This window comes from Alsobacter sp. R-9 (genome assembly GCF_054612375.1).
The window spans coordinates 88,289-105,092 of the sequence record NZ_JBTSWJ010000011.1 but is presented as its reverse complement, the minus strand read 5'-3'; the positions used below and the strand labels follow the sequence as shown (position 1 = coordinate 105,092).

Below are 16,804 nucleotides of genomic sequence, written 5' to 3'. Positions count from 1 at the left end.
ATGGCTGGCACGACTCTGGAGGCCGCGTATCGGCCGACCGATGACGAACCCTTCATGAACGAACGGCAGCGCGAGTATTTCCGCCGCAAGCTGCTGGCCTGGAAGGAGGAGATCCTTCGCGAAAGCCGCGAGACGCTCGCCGCCCTCCAGAACGAAAGCGAGAATCATCCCGACCTTGCCGATCGCGCCTCCTCGGAGACGGACCGCGCCATCGAGCTGCGGGCCCGCGACCGGCAGCGCAAGCTGATCGCCAAGATCGACGCGGCGCTGTCGCGGATCGATGACGGCACCTACGGCTACTGCGAGGAGACCGGGGAGCCCATCGCCCTGAAGCGACTGGAGGCCCGGCCGATCGCGACGCTGTCGATCGAGGCGCAGGAGCGCCACGAGCGCAACGAGCGGGTTTATCGGGACGACTGAACGCGCGCTGAACGCGTGGACTGGGTGACGAGGGGGCGGCGCTTCGGGAGGAGCGCCGCCCCGCTCATTCGGGGCGTCCGGGAGAGGACGCCTTGCCCCGTTCCGCGGCCGTTGGGGAGCGCGCCGCGAAGCGGGAGGGGAGCTGGACCGCCGTCAGAACGGCAGGATGATGTCGAGCACCTGCTGGCCGTAGCGGGGCTGCTGGACGTCGGTGATCTGGCCGCGGCCGCCATAGGCGATGCGGGCCTGCGCGATCTTGGCGGAGTCGATCGTATTGTCGGCCTCGATGTCCTCGGGCCGGATCACGCCGGCGACGATCAGTTCGCGGACCTCGAAGTTGACGCGCACCTCCTGCTTGCCCTCGATCACGAGGTTGCCGTTGGGCAGCGCCTGCGTGACGACGGCGGCAATGTTGGTGACCAGTTCCTCGGAGCGGCGCACCGAGCCCGAGCCCGCGGCCGTGCCGCTGCTCGTCGTATCGACGAGGTTGTCCGGATCGACGGCGTTCGGGAAGACCCTGTTGTACTCGGACTCGTAGCCGAAGAGGTGGGGCGTCGCCATGTTCTCGGTGCCGCCGCGCGCGCGCTTGGTGGCATTGTCGATGTTGGCCTTGTCGCCGATGCGCACGCGCACCGTGACGAGGTCGCCGATCTGGCGGGCGCGCTGGTCCTTGAAGAAGGCGCGCGAGCCCTGCCGCCACAGCGAGTTCGAGGCAAAGGCAACCGGCTCGGGGGCCGGCATGGGCATCTGCACGGGCTTGTAGCCCGGCTGGGACGTGGGATCCTCGATCGCCGACAGGGTCGGCGCCTTGCCCACCTGCGAGAGGCGGTCGAGCGAGTTGGCGCAGGCCGCGAGGCTCATGGCGAGGCCGACGGCGGTTGCCGCCCTGAGGCCGCTGCGAAGGGTACGCTTGGACATTGCTGGGGTCCTTCCCGGGAGCCTAGTCGACGCTGGACGGGTCATTGCACGGAGGGCGCCGAGAGCGCGGAGGCGACCGGGCCCGGCAGGCTCGACGTCACCGCGACCTTGCCCGGCGCCACGACCACGCCCTGCACCTGGCGGCGCGAGTTCATGTTCTGGACGAGGATGGCGTCTCCGACGCCGCCCGACTCGAGCGCCTTGGCGCGCATCGTGAGGTTGATGCCGGGGCCCTCGTAGACGACGGTGACGACGCTGTTCTTGTCGACCACGTCCTGCTTCACGAGGTCTCCGTCGCGCAGGATGGCGCCGGCCTGCAGCTGCGAGCGGGTCACCTTGCCCGAAAGCGTCACGGCTCCCGTCAGGACCCCTTGGGGAAGCTCCTGGCGGGCGCGCCTTTCGAGGCGGACGTCGCCTTCGCGCACGGCCTCTCCGCGCGGGATGGCGCGGGTGAGCACCGGCACGCTGACGAGGTCGACGACGGAGCCCGTGAGCCGCACGGGCTTCAGCGCGAGCAGGCGGCTTCCCGGCAGGGAGAGGGTGGCCTCGATCCGCCGGGACCGGCTGTCGTAGAACAGGTCGAGCAGCTTGAGGTCGCCCTGTGCGTCCGGTTCGACGAAGAGCGTCGTCTCCCCGTTGTCGAGCCCGACCGTCACCTCCGGCTCTTCCATGCCGTAGCGCGCGACGAGCGCATCCCGTGCGGCCGCCTCCAGTTCGGTCTTGCCGATCTTGCGGGCGGCGCGGGTCACGGTGACCTGCACGGCGCCGGAGGGGTTGGACGGGACCAGCCCGGCCTGCCGCGCGGCATCGATGACGCGCGACACCTGGATGGTGCCGTTCTTGCCGAGCGCGGGCGCGCGGAACACGGGAGTCTCGCCTGCCGTGCCGGCGTTCTCGATGAGGTCGCCGAGGGTCACCGTCTCGCGCGCGACAGTGACGTCGTTGCGCAGGACGGGGCCGCGCGGCTGCTGCGCCGCGGCCGGCAGGGCGAGAACGAGGGCGAGGCCGGCGGCGCCGAGGCGGAGGGTCAGGCGGGAGAGGGTCATGGCTCAGCCCCTGAACATCTGGGTGGTGGCCGACAGCATCTGGTCGGTCGCGGTGATGACGCGGGCGTTCATTTCGTAGGCGCGCTGGGCCGCGATGAGGGAGGAGATCTCCGTTACCGCGTTGACGTTCGCCTCTTCGAGGTAGCCCTGCTGCAGAGAGCCCATGCCCTCCGAGCCCGGGTTCCCTGTGATCGCCTGTCCGGAGGCGGCGGTCTCGATGAAGAGATTGTCGCCGATGGCCTCGAGGCCGGCCTTGTTGACGAAGCGGGCCATCTGTAGCTGGCCCAGCGTCTGCGGCGCCGTCGCGGTCGGGATCGTCGCCTGCACCTGGCCGTTGGCGCTGATCGTGATGCCCGTCGCGTTCTGCGGGATCGTGATCTGCGGCTGGATCACGTAGCCGTCGTGGGTCACGAGCTGCCCGGTGCCGTCCACCTCGAACGAGCCGTCGCGGCTGTAGGCGGTCCGCCCGTCGGGCAGGGAGATCTGGAAGAAGCCTTCGCCGCGGATGGCGACGTCATACTCCTTCTCCGTCGGGGTCAGCGTGCCCTGCGACATGATGCGGCCGGTGGAGGCCGTCTTCACGCCAGAGCCCAGCTGGATGCCGGAGGGAACGACCGTGTTCTGGTCCGACGTCGCGGAGCCGGGCCGGCGCAGCGTGTCGTAGAGGAGGTCCTGGAACTGGGCCCGCTGGCGCTTGTACCCGGTGGTCCTCAGGTTCGCGATGTTGTTGGAGATGACCTGGACGTTCAGCTCCTGGGCCATCATCCCGGTCGAGGCGGTGTAGAGCGCACGCATGGGTCAGATCCTTCAGGCGCTCTGGACCTGCGCGAGCCGCTCGAGAGCGGTGCGGGCCAGTTCGTCGTTACGCTGGATGAGCTGGGAAATGGACTGGTAGGCGCGGTTGACCTCGATGAGGCGGCTCATCTCGAGGACCGGCTTGACGTTGGACTGCTCGATGGTGCCGCTCTCGACCCGGGCCTCCTCGGCCGTGGCGACACGCAGCGGGGTGGCGCTGGTGTAGAGGTTGAACCCGGCGTTCTCGAGCTGCCCGGGGTTCGCGACCATCATCAGCTTGAGCTTGCCCTTCTGCCCCTCTGACGTGGACACCGTGCCGTCGCGACCGATCGTCAGGCCCGTCTCGGAGCTGGTGAAGGTGATCGGGCCGCCGTCGCCCAGCACCCGGTACCCATCGCTGGTGACCAGTTCGCCCCGGTCGTTGATCTGCAACTGTCCATTGCGGGTGTAGCGCTCGCCCTGCGGGGTCTGCACCGCGAGCAGCAGCTTGCCGGTGATGGCGACGTCGAGCGGGTTTTCGGTGCGCAGGAGCGGCCCGTTCGTGAAGTCGATGCCCGATCCCTTGTCGACGACGAAGGAGAGCGGCTTGTCCTGGGTCTGGAAGGCGTCGGCGCTCGCCACCTGGTCGATGTACTCTTCAAAGCGCAGCTGGCGCGCCTTGAAGCCCGTCGTGCCCATGTTGGCGACGTTGTTGGCGACCACGTCCAGCTCGCGCTGCAGCGCGACCTGGCGCGACAGGCCGATGAGGAGTGCGTTCTCCATCGTGCCGTTCTCCCGACTGTCCGGCCGAGGCCGGTCCTTCACCGCGGCCCCGGCGCTCCCCAGCGCGGTCACGGCACGGACGGACGGCGCAACCGCCGTGCCAAGTCGAGTAGGCTCAAGAAAATGTAATGCTATCAGATGGTTGTGGTTTCAGGTGCGGTTTTCTGGGCCCGGCAAGGACGGGGGCGCTGGCAGAAAGGACCCGGCAATTCCTGCCGCGTACGACGGTCCCGTAACCCTTCATTAACCGTGAGCGACGAAGGATGCGTGACATCGGGGCGGGGTGTCATCACATCCCGACCAGCGGGATCGTGACGGGCTCCAGACATGGCCAAGAAGCCCAAGAAGAACGCCACCGAGGAGGCGGCCCCCCCGGTCGAGGGGGGGAAGGCCGAGGCGAAGCCCGCCGGCTCGAAGAAGAAGCTCATCATCATCGCGGCGGCCGCGTCGCTCGTGCTCGCGGGCGGCGGTGGCGGCGGCTACTGGTGGTGGTCGAAGAAGAAGGCGGCCGAGACCGCCGCGGCGGGCGAGGGCACCGACGGCCACGGCGCGCCGGCCGCGCAGAAGAAGACGACGGCCTTCCTCGACATGAAGGAGATGATGGTCAACCTCTCGGGCCAGAACCTCCAGGGTGCCGAGCGCCCGCGCTATCTCAAGATGAAGATCAGCCTCGAGCTCTCCGACCCCAAGCTGGTGACGGAGGTGCAGCCACTGCTGCCGCGCATCGAGGACACGTTCCAGGTGTTCACGCGCGAGTTGCGCGCGTCGGACCTCGAGGGGTCCGCCGGCGTCTACCGGCTCAAGGAGGAACTTCTGCGGCGGGTCAACGTCGCCATCTATCCCTCCAAGGTGGAGGCCGTGCTCTTCAAGGAGATCCTGATCCAGTAGGGCCCGGCCCTGCGGACGGGAGCATACGGAGCCGATCAGGTGGCCGAGAACGACGACAACAACCCCGGTTCTGGCGACTCGGATTCCATCGCGGCCGAATGGACCGCGATGATCGAGGCGGCGGCGACGGCCAACGTGCCGGACGCCGGTGTCGACCGCCTCCTCAACCAGGATGAGATCGACAACTTGCTCGGCTTCCAGGCCGAGGAAGCGGAGCTCGGCAACCGGACGGGCCTGCGCGCCATCGTCGACTCGGCGATGGTGTCGTACGAGCGCCTGCCGATGCTCGAGATCGTCTTCGACCGCCTCGTGCGGCTGCTGACGACGAGCCTGCGCAATTTCTTCTCCGACAACGTCGAGGTCTCGCTGTCCGACATCACGTCGGTCCGCTTCGGCGACTACATCAACTCCATCCCTCTACCGACGATCCTCGCGGTGTTCCGCGCGGAAGAGTGGGACAATTTCGGCCTCATCACCGTCGACAGCGCGCTCGCCTACTCCGTGATCGACGTGCTGCTCGGCGGGCGTCGCTCGACCACCTCCGTGCGGCTCGACGGGCGTCCGTACTCGACCATCGAGACGAGCCTCGTGCGGCGCATGCTGGACCTCGTGCTCGACGACACCGAGCAGGCGTTCAAGCCGCTGACCACGGTCAACCTCGCCATCGACCGACTGGAGACGAACCCGCGCTTCGCCTCGATCTCGCGGCCGGCGAATGCCGCGATCCTGATCCAGCTGCGCATCGACATGGAAGGGCGCGGCGGATCGGTCGAGATCCTGCTGCCCTACGCGACGATCGAGCCGATCCGCGAGCTTCTCCTCCAGAGCTTCATGGGCGAGAAGTTCGGGCGCGACCCGATCTGGGAAGACCATCTCGCGACCGAGATCTGGCAGGCGCACGCCGACATCGACGCGATCCTGCACGAGACCAAGCTGCCGCTGCGCCAGATGATGGCGCTCAAGGTCGGCGACACGCTCATGTTCGACGTGGAGCCCGGCTCGCCCGTCCGGCTCAAGTGCGGCGACGTGCTGCTGACGGAAGGCCGGATGGGCCGGACCGGCAACCACATCGCCGTGCGGATCAGCCGGCCGCTGCGGCGGTCGAAGACCACCTTCGCCGCCTACGAGGCGAGCGCAGCAGCCCGCAAGGACGCCAAGTAGGACGCCCCATGATCGGCATGCTCATCGAAATCCTCGTCTGCGTCCTGCTCGCCACCACCATCGGTTGGTGCGTCGTGCTTGACCGCCGGCTCAAGCGCCTCAAGGCGGACGAACAGACCATGCGCCGCACCATCGTTGACCTCGTCACGGCCACCGAGAAGGCCGAGCGTGCCGTCGCCGGCCTGAAAGCCGTGGTGACCGACTGTGACCAGACGATCGCCTCGCACCTGCGCGACGCGGAACGCCATGCCGCCGACCTCGCCGACTACATCCGCTCGGGCGACGACGTGATCGCGCGCATCGCGCGCATCGTCGAGACGGCCGGCGGGGAGGCGCCGGCCCGCGTGCCGGCTCCGCCCGCGCCCGAGGCGCCGCGCCATCGCCTCGCCTCGACGCTCGCTGCGGCCCAGTCCTTCGCCGAGCGCACGCAGCGGCGCGCCAGCGGGCAAGCCGCATGAAGATGCTGACGCCGCGGCTGCTTCCGGCCGTCGCCGGCGCCGCGGCGGCCCTGTTGATTCTGAAGGCGGTCGATTCCTTCGAGCGACCGTCGACGCTCGCACAGGTCGCGTCCGAGGGGTTCTACAAGGTCCGCACGAACGCGACTGGCGTCGACCCGGACGTGACGGGTTCGACGCCCGCGCCGAAGACCGACGAGAAGAAGAAGGATGACAAGCCTGCGCCACCGCCCCCCGGCACGCCCGTGAACCTCGACGCGCAACCCGTGTCCCCCGCAGAGAAGGCGCTGCTGGAGAGACTTGGCCAGCGGCGCGAGCAGCTCGACGAGCGGCAGCGCGAGCTGGAGATGCGCGAGAACCTGCTGAAGGCGGCCGACAAGAAGCTCGAGTCCCGCATCCAGGAACTGAAGGAACTCGAGACCAAGTCGCCGCAGGGCGAGACGGCTGCGGCCGAGCAGCAGCAACAGCAGCAGGGCCTCAAGAACCTCGTCACCATGTACGAGACGATGAAGCCGAAGGAGGCTGCGCGGGTGTTCGACAAGCTCGAGCTCGCCGTCCTCGTGCCGGTGGTCAACGCCATGAACCCCCGCAAGATGGCCGAGATTCTTGCGGCGATGTCGCCCGAGGCTGCGAGCAAGCTCACGGTGGAACTCGCCAACCGCGGCCAGCAGAAGGCGGCCACGGCGCAGCGCCAGGCGCCGCTGCCGGCGGGCGAACTGCCCGCCATCGACCCGAAGCGCCCCTGAGCAGCAACCTCGGGTATACTTAACGGAGGCTGCGCCATCTACGGGTGCACTTAAGTCCGCGTTAGCCCTTTTCGGTCATCCTGCGCCCATCGCTGCCTCCGTTGTATGGGCGGCGTGGCGGGACGACGATGGCCCTGCGCGTTTGGGTGAAGTCCGGGATCGGCCGTTGGCTGGCGCCGCTGCGCGCCGGCCTTATCGCGTTGGCGCTGGCCGCTCCCGTCGCCGCGCTGGGCGCCGAGGGCACGGTCCGCGGCACCGAAATGAACGGCTACGGGCGTGCCGTGTTTTCGTTCGACGCCCTGCCGAAGACCCAGATGCGGACGTCGAACGGCATCCTCATCCTCAGTTTCGACCGACCGGTTTCGATCAACGTCGACAAGCTGCCCGTCGAGCTGCCGTCCTACGTCTCCGCCGCGCGGCTCGATCCCGACGGCAGGGGCCTTCGCATGGCGCTGGCGCGGCCCCTCAAGCCCAACCAGCTCGAGGCGGGCGAGAAGCTGTTCATCGACTTCCTGCCCGAGTCGTGGCGCCAGCCGCCGCCGGGACTGCCGCAGGACGTCATCGACGACCTGAGCCGTCGCGCCCGCGAGGCGGAGGAGGCAGCGCGCAAGCTGCTGCGCATGAAGGCGGCCGAGGAGGTGAAGGACCTCACCTTCCGCGTCGGCACGACGCCGACCTTCACGCGCGTCGTCTTCCAGATGCCGGTCGTCTCCCCGGTCGAGTTCCGCCGCGACGGCGACACGGTGGAGTTGCAGTTCCAGAACAGCTTCCGCATCGACGTGGCGCGCCTGAAGTCGCAGTTGCCCGACACGGTCGCGTCCGTGGAGGCGGAGGCCGAGACGGGACTCCTGCGCATCGTGATGCAGATCCCGGCGACGTTGGATGTCCGCGGCTTCCGCGAGGACAATACCTTCGCCATCGACATCCCCACGCCGCGCGCGGCCGCGAAGGTTGCCGGGAAGGCCGAGCCGAAGTCCGAGCCGAAGGCCGGTCCGCAGGGCAAGTCGGCGGCCGCCACGCCCGAGGCGAGCCCCGAGAGTGCCGGTCGTCCGCTCGTGGAGGGCAAGCCCGCGGCTCCCGCCGCCGAGCCTCCTCCCGCGGCACCGACCCCTTCGACCAAAGTGGTCGTTCCGCCGCCGGCGCCGCGCATCGGCTCCGACCGTCCCCCGCAGCAGGCGGCGGCGCCCGTTCCGGCCGAGGTGCAGATCGAGGCGACGGCGGAGCGCGGCTCCCTGCGGTTGACGCTGCCCCTGCCGACCAGCATCCCCATCGCGGTGTTCGAGCGGGCCGGGACCTTGTGGATCGCCGCGGAGACGGACTCCTCCCTCGATGCGTCGCGCATCGGCCTGGTGGCTCCCGGTGTCGTTTCCAGCGCCGAAATGCGCCGCGTCGGCCGCCTCGCGGTCCTGCGCCTCGCGATGACCGGCCAGCAACTGGTGCGAGCCGCCGCGACCGACGCGGGATGGGTGGTCACGCTCGGGAATGATGTCGCCGCGCCGTCCCAGCCGCTCGGCTTCGTCCGCGACGCGGACCAGGACGGACGCACTGTCCTGCGCGCGCCGTTCAGCGATGTCGGCGGAGTGCATTGGGTCGACGATCCCGAGGTGGGCGACAAGCTCGCCATCGTGACCGGGCGCACGACCGTTCACAGCCTGATCAAGCCTCTGTCCTTCGTCGACTTCCGGGCGCTCGCGACGGCACAGGGACTCGCGCTGGCGCCGGTCTCCGACGACCTCGTGGTCCGGGCCGGGATCGACGACGTGACCGTCACCCGCGACGGCGGCCTCGCCATCAGCCTGCTCGTCGATGCGCCTACGCCGGTCAAGGGCGCGCCTGAAAGGCCGAGCGCCATCGACCGCGACAAGTGGGAGCGCGACCGCGCCGGCAACGTGCGCGAGCGCGGGCGGGAGTTGATGCGGGCCGCAGCGGACGCGCCGAAGCGCAGCCGGCCGGAGGCGCGTCTCGCCGTCGCCCGTTTCGAGCTCGCCAACAGGTTCGCGGTCGAAGCCATCGGTACGCTCGACGTGGCGATGACCGACGACCCGGATATCACCCGCGAGAAGGCCGTCATCGTTCTGAACGGGGTGGCGCATGCGCTCGCGGGGCGCAATGCCGAGGCGGTCAAGATCCTGTCTGGCGAGGACCTCAAGGACGAGCCCGAGGCCCAGTTGTGGCGCGGCTTCGCCGAGGCGCAGATGCGGCGCTGGCCGCAGGCGCTCGTGGCGTTCCGCCGCAGCGGCACCGTGCTCTCCGGCTATCCCGACGACCTGCAGGGGCAGATCGCGCCGTGGTACGCGGAGGCGGCCATCGAAGCACGCGACTTCGGCCTCGCGCAGCGGGTCCTGGAGTCCATCGAGGGGCTGTCTCCGGAGGTCGTCGACCGGCAGCTCGTGTCCTTCCTCGCGGCCCGCGTGGCCGAAGGCCAGGGTCGGCTGGAGGACGCCTTTGCCGCCTACGACAAGCTCGCCAAGACGGCGAAGCGCCCTGTCGAGGCGCGGGCACGGCTGGCCGGAATCCAGCTCGCGCTGCGCGACCGCACCATCGACCGCAAGGCGGCCATCGGGGAACTCGAAGGGATCGCGGTCTCATGGCGCGGCGACGACGTCGAAGCGCGGTCCCTCAGCCTGCTCGGGCGGCTCTACGCGGAGGAGGGGCGCTGGCGCGACGCCTTCACCATGGCGCGTCGTGCGAACGAGCTGTTCCCCGACAGCGACATCACGCGCGCGCTCTATGATGAGACCGGCTCGAAGTTCGAGGCCCTCTTCCTCGAGAACAAGGGCGAGTCGATCCCCCGCCTCGACGCCGTTGCCCTCTACTTCGACTTCAAGGACTTCACGCCGCCCGGTCGTCGCGGCGATGAGATGATCCGTCGCCTCGCCGAGCGGCTCGTTCAGCTCGACCTCCTGACGGAGGCCGGGGACCTGCTCCAGCACCAGGTCGACAACCGCCTCTCGGGCGCCGCCAAGGCGACGGTGGCCGCGCGGCTCGCGGTCATCCACCTCATGAACCGTCAGCCGGGCAAGGCGTACCAGGCGTTGCGCGACAGCCGGCTCGCCGAGTTGCCCGCCGAGCTGAAGCGCAGCCGCGCCCTGCTGGAGGCGCGTGCACTCTCCGACCTGTCACGCACGGATCTGGCGCTGGAACTGATCGCAGCGGAGGAGGGGCCCGAGGTCGAGCGACTGCGGGCCGACGTCCTCTGGCAGGCGCGTCGCTGGCGCGATGCGGGCGACGTCTATGAGCGCATCGTCGGCGACGCCTGGAAGAAGACCGAGCCGCTGGACGACCGCGCCCGGGCCGACGTCATGCGGGCGGCCATCGCCTTCGGGCTGGCGGACGACATGCTGTCCCTCGAGCGGCTGCGTGCGAAGTTCGCCGCGAAAATGGCGGACAGCCTCGATGTCCGTGCCTTCTCCGTCGTCACGGCGCCGACCGGGGCACGCGCGTCGGAGTACCGTGAACTCGCGCGCTCGATCGCCAGCGCCGACACGCTCTCCGAGTTTCTGACCGAGTACCGGAAGCGTTACCCGGATGCAGGAGCGCCGACGCGTCCGGCCGCCCCGCCGGCCGGTGGTTCCACCGACCAGGGCGCCAGCAATGCAGCGGCTCCCGCGACGCCTCGCGCGCCGGGCTGACCTGTCTCAGACGCCGTAGCTCTGCACGAGGCTGCCGGCGACGAGGTTCCAGCCGTCGACCAGCACGAAGAAGATCAGCTTGAACGGCAAGGCCACCGTCACGGGCGGCAGCATCATCATGCCCATCGACATCAGGATCGACGCGACGACGAGGTCGATGATCAGGAAGGGGATGTAGAGCAGGAAACCGATCTCGAAGGCGCGCCGCAGCTCCGAAATCATGAAGGCCGGCACGAGGCTTGTCAGCGGCGTCGCCTCGGGCGTCTCGGGGCGTGGCGCTCGCGAGAGGTCGAGGAACAGTTCGAGGTCCTTCTCGCGCACGTTGCGGAGCATGAAGTCGCGCAGCGGCACCACGCCGCGGTTGAACGCTTCCTGCGGCGTGATCTGACCGGCGAGCAGCGGAGCGACGCCGACGTTGTAGGAGGTCTGCAGGGTGGGGGCCATGATGAAGGCCGTCAGGAACAGCGCGAGGCTGACGATGACGGTGTTGGGCGGCGCGGTCGGCGCACCGAGTGCCGAGCGCAGCAGCGACAGCACGACCACGATGCGGGTGAAGGACGTCACCATCACGATGGCCGCGGGCGCCAGCGACAGGACGGTGATGAGCGCGACGAGCTGGAGTGCCCGTTCCGTCAGCCCGGTCCCGCCTGCGCCCAGGTCGAGCGTCAGGGTCTGGGCGAGCGCCGCGCCCGAGCCCAGAACAAGGCCGGCCGCGGCAAGGCCGCCTGCCCACCGTCGCATGGTCCTCGTCACGCGAATCCGCCGCATCATCCGCGGACGGTAAGGCGCCGGCCTGCGGCGGTCACGGCGGGCGCGTGATGCGCCCGCCGGCTCCTGTGGAGAAGTCCCCGAGGTGACGTCTCAGGTCTTCGGCGGCCCGGGATCGCGTCCCAGCAGCCGGGACATCTCCGCTTCGAGGCTGTCGAAATCGGCGAAGTCCAGCGGCTTGGCGGGTTTCTCTGCCGGCTTCTCCGCCTTCTCGGCCGCGGGTTCCGGCACCGCCTCCGCGACGGTCGGAGACGCGCTCGCCGATGCCGAGGCCGTTTCCGCGGGTTCCGGCTCGACCTTCGCCTGAACGGGCTCGGGCTCGACCTTCGCCGGAGGCGGCTCGGGCTCGGCGCGGGCAGGGGGCGGTGGAGGCGTCACGGGAGGCGCCGGCGGGGGCCGCACGGCGGTCTCGGCCGCCTTCAGCGCGTCGAACGGCTTCTTCAAGGCCTCTTCGAGCCGGCGCGCCATGTCGTTCAGCTGTGTCGGAGCCGCCGCCTCGGCGGACGGCTTCGGAACCACGGCCTCCGGCGGAGCAGCGGGCGCCACGGCTTCGACCGCTTCGGCGAGAGCCTCCGCGAACGGTCTCGCAGCCGGGGTGGGCTCGACCGGTGCCGGGGCGGGCGTCGGCGCGGGTGATGGCGCAGGCGAAGGCTCGGGCGGGGTCATCGCCTTCTTCGCTTCTGCCGCGGGGGCAGGCTCGGCCGCAGGGGCCGGGCCGGGCGCATTGCGCAGCGCCTGCGACGCCGTTGCGCTCACGGCGGCCGCGAGCGCCGCCGCAGCGACGGGATCGGGCTCGGCACGGCGCGGAGGCACGATCGTCTCCGGCAGCGGTGGCAGAGGATTTCTCGCAGACGCGGCCACCTTCTCCGGCATGGGCGGCGGGGCGGGGCGGGGGCCGGGCGCAGGCGACGGAGGCGGCGGCATCACGCCGTCACGCACCGGCGCGACCGGCTCGGGCCGGCGGTCGGGTGAGGGGCGCAGGGTCGGGGCCGGGGCCGGGCCCGGCGGACGCTGCAGGGGAGGGGGCGGCATCGGCATCTCGCGACCGGGCGGCGACGGCGACAGCGTCGGCGGCGGCACCGGTGGCATCGGAGCCTGCGGAACCGGCGGTGCGACGGGCGGCGGAGCCGCCGGGGGCGGAGCGTGCACCGTCATCGGCGGCGGTCCCGGCGGCACGGGCGCGACGGGGGAAAGAACGGGCGCAACCGGAGCCGCAGGCGGCTCCGCGAAGGCGGGCTCGACCCGGGCGGCTGCCGCACCTGCCACGAGGCCCGCCGGCTCGATCCGCGGCGCCTCGCGCAGGTCGGCCCCCGCCTCGCGCGGGGCCGCGACGCCACGCACGATGCCGCTTTCGATGACCATGTCGTTGGGGCCGCCGATCATGACGAGGTGCTCGACATTGTCGCGACGCACGATCACCAGCTGCCGCTGCCGGTCGAGATCGAAGGCGTCGACGATGCCGAGGCGCGGCTGGCGCCCGCGCGCACCGCCCTGGACGTTCAGCCGCGCCCCGGCGAGCTTGCGCAGGAGCAGCGCGAACAGCGCCAGCAGCACGAAGATGATGAGAAACGCCCCCGCCCACACGATGGGCGTCGACGCCTGGTTCCCTAACAGCGATTGCATCGGCTCGCGCACTCCCATGAGCGGTTGGCGACCCGGGGGGCCTCGCGCCTAACACGCCCGGAAGGGCATGAAGCGTCAAGGTCGTTACCCGGCCGCAACGGCTCTTTACGCAACATTAACCATGCGGGCGGCATTTTTTGCCCATCGGAAGAGGGCGCCACCATGGCCGGCATCGGTTTGCCGTTGATGTCTCAGCTGCGCGACAGGATGCAGTGGCTCCAGTCGCGCCAGAAGGTGCTGGCGCAGAACGTCGCCAACGCCGACATGCCCAATTACAAGCCGCGGGACCTGCGCCCGCAGCCCGACGGGCGCAGCGCCATCGCCATGGCGCCGACCAGCGCGCCACTGCAGACGCAACAGACGGACGGGGCCCACATCCGCACGTCGCTCGGGCCCAGCGGCCCGGCGGGCAAGAGCGCCCAGCGATTCGAGACCGTGCCGTCCGGCAACGCCGTCACGCTGGAGGACGAGATGATGAAGCTCGCCGACACGCAGATGGACTACCAGACCGCGGCGACCCTCTACAGCAAGAGCCTGTCGCTCCTGAAGATCGCCATCGGCAAGCGGGCCTGAGGAGGCGCGTCATGGACTTCATGCGTTCGCTCGCCATCGCCGCGTCGGGGCTCAAGGCCCAGGCCGGCCGGCTGCGCATCATCTCAGAGAACATCGCCAACGCCGATTCGACCGCGGCCTCGGCCGGAGGCGACCCCTACCGCCGCAAGATCGCGACGTTCCGGCCGCAGTTCGACCGGGACCTCGAGGCGCAGACCGTCAAGCTCGGGCGCGTGGCGCGCGACCAGACCGCGTTTCGCACGCGCTACGAGCCGGGCAACCCGGCGGCCGACAGGGATGGCAACGTCAAGCTGCCCAACGTGAACTCGCTCGTCGAGCAGATGGACATGCGGCAGGCCCAGCGCAGCTACGAGGCGAACCTCAACGTCGTCAGCGCCACGCGCCGCATGCTCCAGCGCACGATCGACATCCTGCGCGCCTGATCCCGCACCGGAGCCCTGACCCATGCCGAGCCCCATCGCCGGAGCCCTCGCCGCCAGCACCGCCTACCGGGTGGCCGGCGCCTACACGGCTGCCCAGCAGCTTGCCGGACAGGCCGCAGGCCAGGCGGGAGCCGCGGGCGCGGCCGGCGCATCCGGCGGGCAGAGCTTCTCGGACACCCTGAGCCAGGTCCTCGACTCGGCCGTGCAGGCCGGAAAGGCCGCAGACGCGCAGGCCTCCGCGGCCGCGCAGGGCAAGGCCGACATGGTCGACGTCGTGACCGCCATCGCCGAGTCGGAATCGGCGCTGGAGACCCTCGTCGCCGTGCGCGACCGCGTCATCGCCGCCTACGAGGAAATCATGAGGATGCCGGTGTGAGGATGACCGAATGACCGGGCCCGAGCTGCTCGACGTCGCCCGCGACGGCATCATCACCTTCCTCAAGGTGGCGAGCCCGCTGATGCTGATCGCGCTTGCCATCGGCGTCGTGATCTCGCTGATCCAGGCCCTCACCCAGGTGCAGGAGCAGACGGTGGTCTTCGTGCCGAAGATCATCATCGTCGGGCTCGCGATGCTGCTTCTCCTGCCCTTCATGGGCGACGCGCTCGCCGCCTACATGACGCGGATCGCCTCGCGAATCGCCACGGGCGTCTAGAATGTCCGCCATCGGCGCACCGGTCAGCGGGTGGGCCGCGGGGGTGCCGGTCCGGCCGCGCCTGTACCCGCCGTCAGCCGCGGCCCTGGACCACCGCCGGCGCATGACCTTCACCCTCGGCCCGCAGACCGCAGCCCTGTTCATGCTGGTCTTCGCGCGCGTCGGCACGCTGATGATGCTGATGCCGGGCGTGGGCGAGCGGTTCATGCCGGTCCGCGGGCGCCTGGCTCTGGCGCTCTTCCTGACGCTGGCCATGACGCCGATCGTGCAGCCGCTGCTGCCTGTCAACGCGCTCACTCCGCAGGTCATCGTCGGCATCCTGCTGCTGGAACTGGCCATCGGCCTGATGATCGGCCTCACGGCGCGGCTGGTCGTCGCCAGCCTGCAGACGGCGGGCAACTACGTCTCCCAGTCGCTGGGCCTCGCCTTCGCCGAGACGGTCGACCCCTCCCAGGGCGGGCAGGCGGCGGCGCTGGGCAACTTCCTGACGCTGCTCGGCATCGCGCTGATCTTCGCCACCGACGCGCATCACGTGGTGCTGGCTGCGATCCGCGGCAGCTACTCCGTGCTGCCGCCCGGCTACGTGCCGCCCACTGGCGACGCGGCGAGGCTGGCGCTGACCACGATGGCGTCCGGCTTCGGCGTCGCGGTTCAGATGGCCGCACCGTTCATCGTGTTCGGCATCGTGTTCAACCTGGGGCTCGGCGTGCTGTCGCGCCTGATGCCCGCGATCCAGGTGTTCTTCATCGGCGTGCCGGCGACCATCATCGTCGGCTTCATGATCCTGTTCGCCGTCGTCGGGCTGATGATGACGGTGTTCCTGCGCGAGGTCGCGGACCTCCTGCGCCCGTTCACGGGGGGCTGATCCGTGGCGGAGGATACCGACAGGGAAGACCATACCGAACAGCCGACAGGCCGGCGCCTCGAGCAGGCGGCGGAGAGAGGCGACGTCCCCCGAAGTCTCGAGATCAGCACGTGGTTCGTGCTCGGCGGGGGCACGCTGGCGCTGATGTTCGCGGGCGGTTCGTCGGCCCAGATGCTGACGACGAGCCTAAGGGGCATGCTGGGCAATGCCCACATGATCCCGACGGACGGGCCCGGGCTCGCCCGTTTCGGCGAGAATGCGATCCTCGCCGCGCTCGGCGCCATCGCGGTGCCCATGCTCATCCTGATGGCGGCGGGCATCCTGGGAAACATCCTGCAGAACCCGCCGCGCATCACCACGGAACAGATCGGCTTCAAGCTGGCGCGGATCTCGCCGATCGAGGGGTTCAAGCGCATCTTCGGCAAGGAGGCGCTGGTCCAGTTCCTGAAGGGGCTGTTCAAGATCGGGCTCGTCGGGGCCGCCATGTTCGTGGCGCTGTGGCCGGAGCGCGAGCGGCTGGAATCGCTGGTGCTGCTCGACGTGAAGGCGCTGCTGCCGTTCACCCAGGCGGAGAGCCTGAAGCTGCTTGGCACGGTGCTGGTGATCTTCGCGTTCGTGGCCGGCGGCGATTACCTCTACCAGCGCATGACGTGGTTCAAGCGGCAGATGATGACCCGGCGCGAACTCAAGGAGGAGTTCAAGGAGACCGAAGGAAATCCCGAGATCAAGGCGAAGCTGCGCCAGCTGCGCGCCCAGGCCTCGCGGCGCCGCATGATGGCCCGGGTGCCCAAGGCCACGGTCGTGGTAATGAACCCGACCCACTTCGCCGTCGCGCTCCAGTACGAGAGCGGGATGGCCGCTCCCCTGTGCATTGCCAAGGGACAGGACGCGCTGGCCTTGCGAATCCGCGCCGTTGCGGAGGAAAACGAGGTACCGGTGGTCGAAAACCCGCCACTGGCGCGTGCACTCTACGCTTCGGTCGACATCGACCAGGAGATCCCGGTCGAGCACTACAAGGCCGTTGCGGAAGTGATCGGCTACGTGATGCGGCTGCGCAGGAGGCTGGCGTGACCGCCG

The 16,804-nt window shown here is 69.9% G+C and carries 18 protein-coding genes; 12 read left to right on the top strand and 6 right to left on the bottom strand.

The window, feature by feature from the left end; translation table 11 throughout:
* Positions 1–420: an RNA polymerase-binding protein DksA gene (gene dksA, locus ACX9GQ_RS17745; RefSeq protein WP_459630904.1), complete on the top strand. Its 420-nt coding sequence runs from the start codon at positions 1–3 to the stop codon at positions 418–420.
* Positions 421–573: 153 nt separating this feature from the next.
* Here the strand turns inward: dksA and flgH are convergent, their stop codons facing one another.
* The 4 genes from flgH to flgF all read right to left on the bottom strand — a co-directional run bounded on the left by flgH (position 574) and on the right by flgF (position 3,941).
* Positions 574–1,281, bottom strand: coding sequence for a flagellar basal body L-ring protein FlgH (flgH, locus tag ACX9GQ_RS17740; RefSeq protein WP_459631021.1), 708 nt, complete (start codon positions 1,279–1,281; stop codon positions 574–576).
* Between the two features lie 98 nt (positions 1,282–1,379).
* Positions 1,380–2,384 (bottom strand): flagellar basal body P-ring formation chaperone FlgA, encoded by a 1,005-nt coding sequence (gene flgA / locus ACX9GQ_RS17735; protein WP_459630903.1) that lies wholly within the window; start codon positions 2,382–2,384, stop codon positions 1,380–1,382.
* A 3-nt stretch (positions 2,385–2,387) separates the two neighbouring features.
* Positions 2,388–3,179, bottom strand: a complete 792-nt coding sequence (flgG, locus tag ACX9GQ_RS17730) for a flagellar basal-body rod protein FlgG (protein ID WP_459630902.1) — start codon at positions 3,177–3,179, stop codon at positions 2,388–2,390.
* A 12-nt stretch (positions 3,180–3,191) separates the two neighbouring features.
* Complete coding sequence (flgF, locus tag ACX9GQ_RS17725; RefSeq protein ID WP_459630901.1) at positions 3,192–3,941, bottom strand: flagellar basal-body rod protein FlgF; 750 nt, start codon at positions 3,939–3,941, stop codon at positions 3,192–3,194.
* A 327-nt stretch (positions 3,942–4,268) separates the two neighbouring features.
* Here flgF and ACX9GQ_RS17720 point away from each other — a divergent pair, with 327 nt between their 5' ends.
* The 5 genes from ACX9GQ_RS17720 (at position 4,269) to ACX9GQ_RS17700 (ending at position 10,823) form a co-directional block, all read left to right on the top strand.
* Entirely contained in the window at positions 4,269–4,829 is a 561-nt protein-coding gene (locus tag ACX9GQ_RS17720; RefSeq protein WP_459630900.1) for a flagellar basal body-associated FliL family protein, read from the top strand.
* Positions 4,830–4,937: 108 nt separating this feature from the next.
* Positions 4,938–5,990 carry a flagellar motor switch protein FliM gene (gene fliM, locus ACX9GQ_RS17715; protein WP_459631020.1) on the top strand — a complete coding sequence of 351 codons (1,053 nt, stop codon included), beginning with the start codon at positions 4,938–4,940 and terminating at the stop codon, positions 5,988–5,990.
* Between the two features lie 8 nt (positions 5,991–5,998).
* A complete protein-coding gene (locus ACX9GQ_RS17710; RefSeq protein ID WP_459630899.1) occupies positions 5,999–6,448 on the top strand; it encodes a DUF6468 domain-containing protein in 450 nt (149 codons plus the stop codon).
* On the top strand, positions 6,445–7,191 hold the full coding sequence (locus ACX9GQ_RS17705; RefSeq protein WP_459630898.1) for a MotE family protein: 747 nt from the start codon (positions 6,445–6,447) through the stop codon (positions 7,189–7,191). Before ACX9GQ_RS17710 ends, ACX9GQ_RS17705 begins: the two co-directional genes overlap by 4 nt.
* Before the next feature lie 128 nt (positions 7,192–7,319).
* Positions 7,320–10,823, top strand: a complete 3,504-nt coding sequence (locus ACX9GQ_RS17700; RefSeq protein WP_459630897.1) for a hypothetical protein — start codon at positions 7,320–7,322, stop codon at positions 10,821–10,823.
* 6 nt (positions 10,824–10,829) lie between these two features.
* Here ACX9GQ_RS17700 and fliP read toward each other — a convergent pair whose 3' ends face one another.
* Together fliP and ACX9GQ_RS17690 are read right to left on the bottom strand one after the other, a co-directional pair.
* Complete coding sequence (gene fliP / locus ACX9GQ_RS17695; RefSeq protein WP_459630896.1) at positions 10,830–11,564, bottom strand: flagellar type III secretion system pore protein FliP; 735 nt, start codon at positions 11,562–11,564, stop codon at positions 10,830–10,832.
* A 120-nt stretch (positions 11,565–11,684) separates the two neighbouring features.
* The gene (locus tag ACX9GQ_RS17690) at positions 11,685–13,214 is read right to left on the bottom strand and encodes a hypothetical protein (RefSeq protein ID WP_459630895.1); all 1,530 of its coding nucleotides are present in this window, start codon (positions 13,212–13,214) and stop codon (positions 11,685–11,687) included.
* Between the two features lie 162 nt (positions 13,215–13,376).
* Between ACX9GQ_RS17690 and flgB the strand changes: the two genes are divergently transcribed.
* The 6 genes from flgB to flhB all read left to right on the top strand — a co-directional run bounded on the left by flgB (position 13,377) and on the right by flhB (position 16,798).
* Positions 13,377–13,787 carry a flagellar basal body rod protein FlgB gene (gene flgB / locus ACX9GQ_RS17685; protein ID WP_459630894.1) on the top strand — a complete coding sequence of 137 codons (411 nt, stop codon included), beginning with the start codon at positions 13,377–13,379 and terminating at the stop codon, positions 13,785–13,787.
* 11 nt (positions 13,788–13,798) lie between these two features.
* Positions 13,799–14,209 carry a flagellar basal body rod protein FlgC gene (gene flgC / locus ACX9GQ_RS17680; protein WP_459630893.1) on the top strand — a complete coding sequence of 137 codons (411 nt, stop codon included), beginning with the start codon at positions 13,799–13,801 and terminating at the stop codon, positions 14,207–14,209.
* Between the two features lie 22 nt (positions 14,210–14,231).
* Complete coding sequence (locus tag ACX9GQ_RS17675) at positions 14,232–14,585, top strand: flagellar hook-basal body complex protein FliE (protein ID WP_459630892.1); 354 nt, start codon at positions 14,232–14,234, stop codon at positions 14,583–14,585.
* A 10-nt stretch (positions 14,586–14,595) separates the two neighbouring features.
* Positions 14,596–14,862: a flagellar biosynthetic protein FliQ gene (locus tag ACX9GQ_RS17670; protein WP_459630891.1), complete on the top strand. Its 267-nt coding sequence runs from the start codon at positions 14,596–14,598 to the stop codon at positions 14,860–14,862.
* 103 nt (positions 14,863–14,965) lie between these two features.
* Positions 14,966–15,727, top strand: coding sequence for a flagellar biosynthetic protein FliR (fliR, locus tag ACX9GQ_RS17665; RefSeq protein ID WP_459630890.1), 762 nt, complete (start codon positions 14,966–14,968; stop codon positions 15,725–15,727).
* A 3-nt stretch (positions 15,728–15,730) separates the two neighbouring features.
* Positions 15,731–16,798: a flagellar biosynthesis protein FlhB gene (gene flhB, locus ACX9GQ_RS17660; protein ID WP_459630889.1), complete on the top strand. Its 1,068-nt coding sequence runs from the start codon at positions 15,731–15,733 to the stop codon at positions 16,796–16,798.
* The last annotated feature ends 6 nt before the right edge of the window (positions 16,799–16,804 follow it).